The sequence below is a fragment of the Bradyrhizobium sp. genome (assembly GCF_049581145.1).
GTDB lineage: Bacteria > Pseudomonadota > Alphaproteobacteria > Rhizobiales > Xanthobacteraceae > Bradyrhizobium.
In genome coordinates, this window is the sequence record NZ_JBAURI010000908.1 from 1 (window position 1) to 5,305 (window position 5,305).

6 protein-coding genes are annotated in these 5,305 nt (G+C 65.1%); all 6 read left to right on the forward strand.

All coding sequences use genetic code 11. The features are described 5' to 3' along the window. Positions 1 to 2,132 (forward strand): RelA/SpoT family protein (locus WCB02_RS29760; RefSeq protein ID WP_423963535.1); only part of this gene is annotated, 2,132 nt, incomplete at its 5' end. 8 nt (positions 2,133 to 2,140) lie between these two features. Then, positions 2,141 to 2,896, forward strand: a complete 756-nt coding sequence (locus tag WCB02_RS29765) for a pyridoxine 5'-phosphate synthase (protein WP_423963537.1) — start codon at positions 2,141 to 2,143, stop codon at positions 2,894 to 2,896. Between the two features lie 7 nt (positions 2,897 to 2,903). Continuing rightward, positions 2,904 to 3,323 (forward strand): holo-ACP synthase, encoded by a 420-nt coding sequence (gene acpS / locus WCB02_RS29770; protein WP_423963539.1) that lies wholly within the window; start codon positions 2,904 to 2,906, stop codon positions 3,321 to 3,323. Between the two features lie 267 nt (positions 3,324 to 3,590). Then, a complete protein-coding gene (gene lepB / locus WCB02_RS29775) occupies positions 3,591 to 4,349 on the forward strand; it encodes a signal peptidase I (RefSeq protein WP_423963542.1) in 759 nt (252 codons plus the stop codon). Then, positions 4,346 to 5,164, forward strand: coding sequence for a ribonuclease III (gene rnc / locus WCB02_RS29780; protein ID WP_423963545.1), 819 nt, complete (start codon positions 4,346 to 4,348; stop codon positions 5,162 to 5,164). The genes lepB and rnc overlap by 4 nt, the downstream gene beginning before the upstream one ends. Then, positions 5,154 to 5,305 (forward strand): GTPase (locus WCB02_RS29785; protein WP_423963547.1); only part of this gene is annotated, 152 nt, incomplete at its 3' end. The genes rnc and WCB02_RS29785, both read left to right, overlap by 11 nt.

The following is a 5,305-nucleotide window of genomic DNA, read 5'->3' on the forward strand; positions in this document are numbered from 1 at the left end:
CCAACGAGGATCTGCTGAACCGCGCCTATGTCTATGCCATGAAGGCGCACGGCTCGCAGACCCGCGCCTCCGGCGATCCCTATTTCTCGCACCCGCTCGAGGTCGCCGCGATCCTCACCGACCTCAAGCTCGACGACGCCACCATCGTCGCGGCGCTGCTGCACGACACCATCGAGGACACCGAGGCGACGCGGGCCGAGATCGACCAGATCTTCGGACCCGAGATCGGCGCGCTGGTCGAGGGCCTGACCAAGCTGAAGCGGTTGGAACTGGTGTCGCGCGAGGCCAAGCAGGCCGAGAATTTGCGCAAGCTGCTGCTGGCGATCGCCGACGACGTGCGGGTCCTCCTGATCAAGCTTGCCGACAGGTTGCACAATATGCGGACGCTGGAGTTCGTGCCGCCGGCCTCGCGGCAACGGATCGCCGAGGAGACGCTCGACATCTACGCGCCGCTGGCCGGACGCATGGGCATGCAGGACATGCGCGAGGAGCTCGAGGATCTGTCGTTCCGCTCGCTCGATCCGGAGGCCTACCAGGTGGTGATGCATCGCCTCGATACGCTGGCCGAGCGCAACCGCAATCTGATCGGCGAAATCGAGAGCCAGCTCTCCAAGAACCTGCGCAACAACGGCCTGACCGCGCGGGTCTATGGCCGGCGCAAGCAGCCGTTTTCGATCTGGACCAAGATGGAGCGCAAATCGGTCGGCTTCGAGCAATTGTCGGATATTTTCGGCTTCCGGGTCGTCATGGCCGACGTCGAGGCCTGCTACCGCGCGCTCGGCGTCGTGCATACGACCTGGCCGGTGGTGCCCGGCCGCTTCAAGGACTACATCTCGACGCCGAAGCAGAACGATTACCGTTCGATCCACACCACCGTGATCGGGCCCGGCAACCAGCGCGTCGAACTGCAGATTCGCACCGAGGACATGCACCAGATCGCGGAGCTCGGCATCGCCGCCCACGCCTTCTACAAGGAAGGCACGGGGTCGCCGACCGAGCGGCTCAAGCACGAGTCCAACGCGTTTGCGTGGCTGCGCCGAACCATCGGCATCCTGTCGGAAAGCTCCAATCCGGAAGAGTTCCTCGAGCACACCAAGCTCGAACTGTTCCACGACCAGGTGTTCTGCTTCACGCCCAAGGGCAAGCTGATCGCGCTGCCGCGCCACGCCAATGTGATCGACTTTGCCTATGCCGTGCACACCGATGTCGGCAACAGCGCGGTAGGCTGCAAGATCAACGGCAAGTTCGCGCCGTTGTCGTCGGAATTGCAGAACGGCGACGAAGTCGAGGTGCTGACCTCGGAGGCGCAGTCGGCGCCGCCGTCGGCGTGGGAGTCGCTGGCGATCACGGGCAAGGCCCGGGCAGCGATCCGTCGCGCCACCCGCACCGCCGTGCGCGACCAATATGCCGGGCTCGGCCGGCGCATCGTCGAACGGCTATTCGAGCGCGCCAAGCTCGATTATGCCGATGACAAGCTGAAGGGCGCGCTGCCCCGCCTGGCGCGCGCCTCGATCGACGATGTGATGGCCGCGGTCGGGCGCGGCGAGATGAAGGCGAGCGACGTCGCGCGCGCGATGTATCCCGACTACAAGGAAGAACGCACCGCGCGCTACGGCGCCAAGAAGAGCCTTGCGGTCAAGCTGAAGCTGAAATCGCCGCCGGAAGCCGTGCGCAATTCGTCAGCGATCCCGATCCGGGGCATCAATTCCGGGCTGCCGGTCAAGTTCGCGCCTGCCGGCGGCGCGGTGCCGGGCGACCGGATCGTCGGCATCGTGACGCCGGGCGAGGGCATCACGATCTATCCGATCCAGTCGCCGGCCTTGAAGGATTTCGAGGAAGAGCCGGAGCGCTGGCTCGACGTGCGCTGGGACGTCGACGAGAATACGCCGCAACGCTTTCCGGCCCGAATCATGGTGCACAATGTCAACGAGCCGGGCAGCCTCGCCCAGGTCGCGACCGTGATCGCCGAGCACGACGGCAATATCGACAATATCAGCATGTGGCGCCGCTCGCCGGATTTCACCGAGCTGACCATCGATCTCGAGGTCTACGACCTCAAGCATCTCAGCGCCATCATCGCCCAGCTCCGCGCCAAGGCGGTCGTCGCCAAGGTCGAGCGCGTCAACGGGTAGGGTTCGCCATGCCAGAAGCTCCGCCGCTGCGCCTCGGCGTCAATGTCGACCACGTCGCGACCCTGCGCAACGCGCGGGGCGGCCGTAATCCCGATCCGGTGCGCGCCGCGCTGCTTGCGATCGAGGCCGGCGCCGACGGCATCACCGCTCATCTGCGTGAAGACCGCCGCCATATCCGCGACCAGGACATGGCGCGGCTGAAGGCCGAAATCTCGAAACCTTTGAATTTCGAGATGGCCGCGACCGCGGACATGCTGAAGATCTCGCTCGCCACCCAACCCCATGCGGTCTGCCTGGTGCCCGAGCGGCGCCGGGAATTGACCACCGAGGGCGGTCTCGACGTGGTCGGCCAGCGCGATGCGCTGGCCCCGTTCATCGCCAGGCTGAACGATGCCGGCATCAGGGTCTCGCTGTTCATCGCCGCGGATTCGCGGCAGATCGAAATGGCAGCCGAACTGAAGGCGCCCGTGATCGAGATCCACACCGGCGCCTGGTGCGACGCGGTGGTGGACGGGCACGCGGCCAAGGCTGAGGCCGAATGGCAGCGCATCGTGGCGGGCGCCAGGCTCGCGCGCTCGGCCGGGCTCGAAGTCCACGCCGGCCACGGCCTCGATTATGCGACCGCCGAGCGGATTGCGGCGTTGCCCGAGATCTTCGAGCTCAACATCGGCTATTCCATGATCGGCGAGGCGATCTTCGTTGGCCTGGCCGAGACCGTTCGCGCGATGCGCGCTGCGATGGATCGGGGCCGCAGCCGGGCATGATTCGCACATGATCATTGGCATCGGCTCCGACCTGATCGACATCCGCCGCATCGCCCAGGTGATCGAGCGGCACGGCGAGCGTTTTCTCGATCGAATCTTCACCGAGGCCGAGCGCGCCAAGGCCGGCCGCCGCAGCAAGAATGAGAAGATGGTGGTTGCGACCTATGCCAAGCGATTCGCGGCCAAGGAAGCCTGCTCCAAGGCGCTCGGCACCGGGATCCGGCGCGGCGTCTGGTGGCGGGACATGGGCGTGGTCAACCTGCCCGGAGGCCGTCCGACCATGGAACTGACCGGCGGGGCGCGGGACCGGCTCAAAGCGCTGACGCCGGAAGGGTTTGAGGCCAGGATCGATCTGTCGATAACGGATGATTGGCCGCTTGCGCAGGCTTTCGTCATAATTTCGGCGGTCAGTGTCGGCAAATCATGAGCCATCCTCGGGTGAAGCGGGCCACGGCGCGGTCAAACTAAAAAGGCTAAATATATCAGTTGGTTGTGAAGTTTTGATGCGGCCGTTTATTGCACGGAAGCGAACAAACGTCTAAAACCGCTGCAGAGTGAATTTCGGGTTTGCGCCGGGGTTTGGCTCTCACTATCAGAATCAGGACAGATTCCCTAAAGCCGCGAAGCAAACCGATTCGCGTGACGAAGGTGGTCTGCCACCGCGCGGGCGGTCGTGACGGAGAACTGGAAAGCGATGAGCGTGACATCCGGGACAAAATTCGAGAGCGGCTCGGGCGAGACCGTCCGTGTCGTCATCCACGCCCTTCTGATCGCGCTCGTGATCCGCACCTTCCTGTTCCAGCCCTTCAACATTCCGTCGGGATCGATGAAGGCGACGCTGCTGGTCGGTGACTACCTGTTCGTGTCCAAATATTCCTACGGTTACAGCCATTATTCGATTCCGCTGTCGCCGCCGCTGTTTTCCGGCCGCATCTTCGGCTCGGAGCCCAATCGCGGCGACGTCATCGTGTTCCGGCTGCCGAAGGACGACACCACCGACTACATCAAGCGGGTGATCGGGCTGCCCGGCGACCGCATCCAGATGCGCGACGGGCTGCTCTACATCAACGACGTGCCGGTGCAGCGCGAGCGGCTGAGCGATTTCATCGGCGAGGACCCTTGTGGGTCGGAGGCGACCACGCGGGTCAAGCGCTGGCGGGAAACCCTGCCGAACGGTGTCAGCTACGACACCCTGGATTGCGTCGACAACGGCTTCTACGACAACACCAATGTCTATACCGTACCGCCCGGCAATCTGTTCATGATGGGCGACAACCGGGACAATTCGACCGACAGCCGGGTGCTCTCGGCGGTCGGTTACGTGCCGCTCGAGAACGTCGTGGGCCGCGCCCAGATGATCTTTTTCTCCATTGCCGAGGGCGAACATGTCTGGACGATCTGGCGCTGGCCGACGGCGGTACGCTGGAATCGCCTGTTCACATTTGTGCGATGAGCGACGACACCCCTGACATCCAGACCGCGCCCATAGCAGGCCAAGCAAGCTACCCGCTTGAACCTGGTCACGAGGGCGTAGCGGCAAAGAAGAAGCGCAGCAGGGCGGGGACCAAGGCGGCGACCGCCGCGATCGAGGCGCGCGTCGGGCACAAGTTCTCCGAGCCCGGCCTGCTGATGACGGCGATCACGCATGTCTCGGCCCTGAAGCCCTCGCGCAAGCGCGGCGAGAGCTATCAGCGGCTGGAATTTCTCGGCGATCACGTGCTCGGCCTGATCGTGTCCGACATGCTCTATCGCGCGTTTCCGAATGCCGACGAGGGCGAGCTGTCGAAGCGGCTGGCCGACCTCGTCCGCAAGGAAAGCTGCGCCGAGGTCGCCAAGTCGCTGGGGTTGACCGACGACATCAAGCTCGGCGCGGTCGGGGCCAGCGCCAGCGCGCGCCTGCGCAAATCGGTGCTTGGCGACATCTGCGAGGCGGTGATCGGCGCGGTGTTCATCGACGGCGGCTATGTGGCCGCGGCCGCCTTCGTCGAGCGCAACTGGACCGAGCGGATGCAGAAGCCGCGGCGGCCGTTGCGCGATCCCAAAACCGTGCTGCAGGAATGGGCGCAGGGCAAGGGCCTGCCGACCCCGGTCTATCGCGAGGTCGAGCGCACCGGGCCGCATCACGATCCGCAGTTCCGGGTCGCGGTAGATCTGCCGGGGCTCGATCCGGCCGAGGGAATAGGCGGCAGCAAGCGCGCGGCCGAGAAGGTCGCGGCATCCGTGATGATCGCGCGCGAAGGCGTCGGCGGCGGCAGCAATGACGGATGAACCGGGCGAAGCCGCCGCCGAGGTCAAGACGCGCTGCGGCTTCGTCGCGCTGATCGGCGCTCCCAACGTCGGCAAGTCGACCCTCGTCAACGCGCTGGTCGGCTCCAAGGTCACCATCGTCTCGCGCAAGGTGCAGACCAC

Coding starts and splice junctions, on each gene's coding strand:
- WCB02_RS29765 (WP_423963537.1), top strand. CDS start 2,141: ATGCCAGAAGCTCCGCCGCTGCGCCTCGGCGTCAATGTCGACCACGTC.
- acpS (WP_423963539.1), top strand. CDS start 2,904: ATGATCATTGGCATCGGCTCCGACCTGATCGACATCCGCCGCATCGCC.
- lepB (WP_423963542.1), top strand. CDS start 3,591: ATGAGCGTGACATCCGGGACAAAATTCGAGAGCGGCTCGGGCGAGACC.
- rnc (WP_423963545.1), top strand. CDS start 4,346: ATGAGCGACGACACCCCTGACATCCAGACCGCGCCCATAGCAGGCCAA.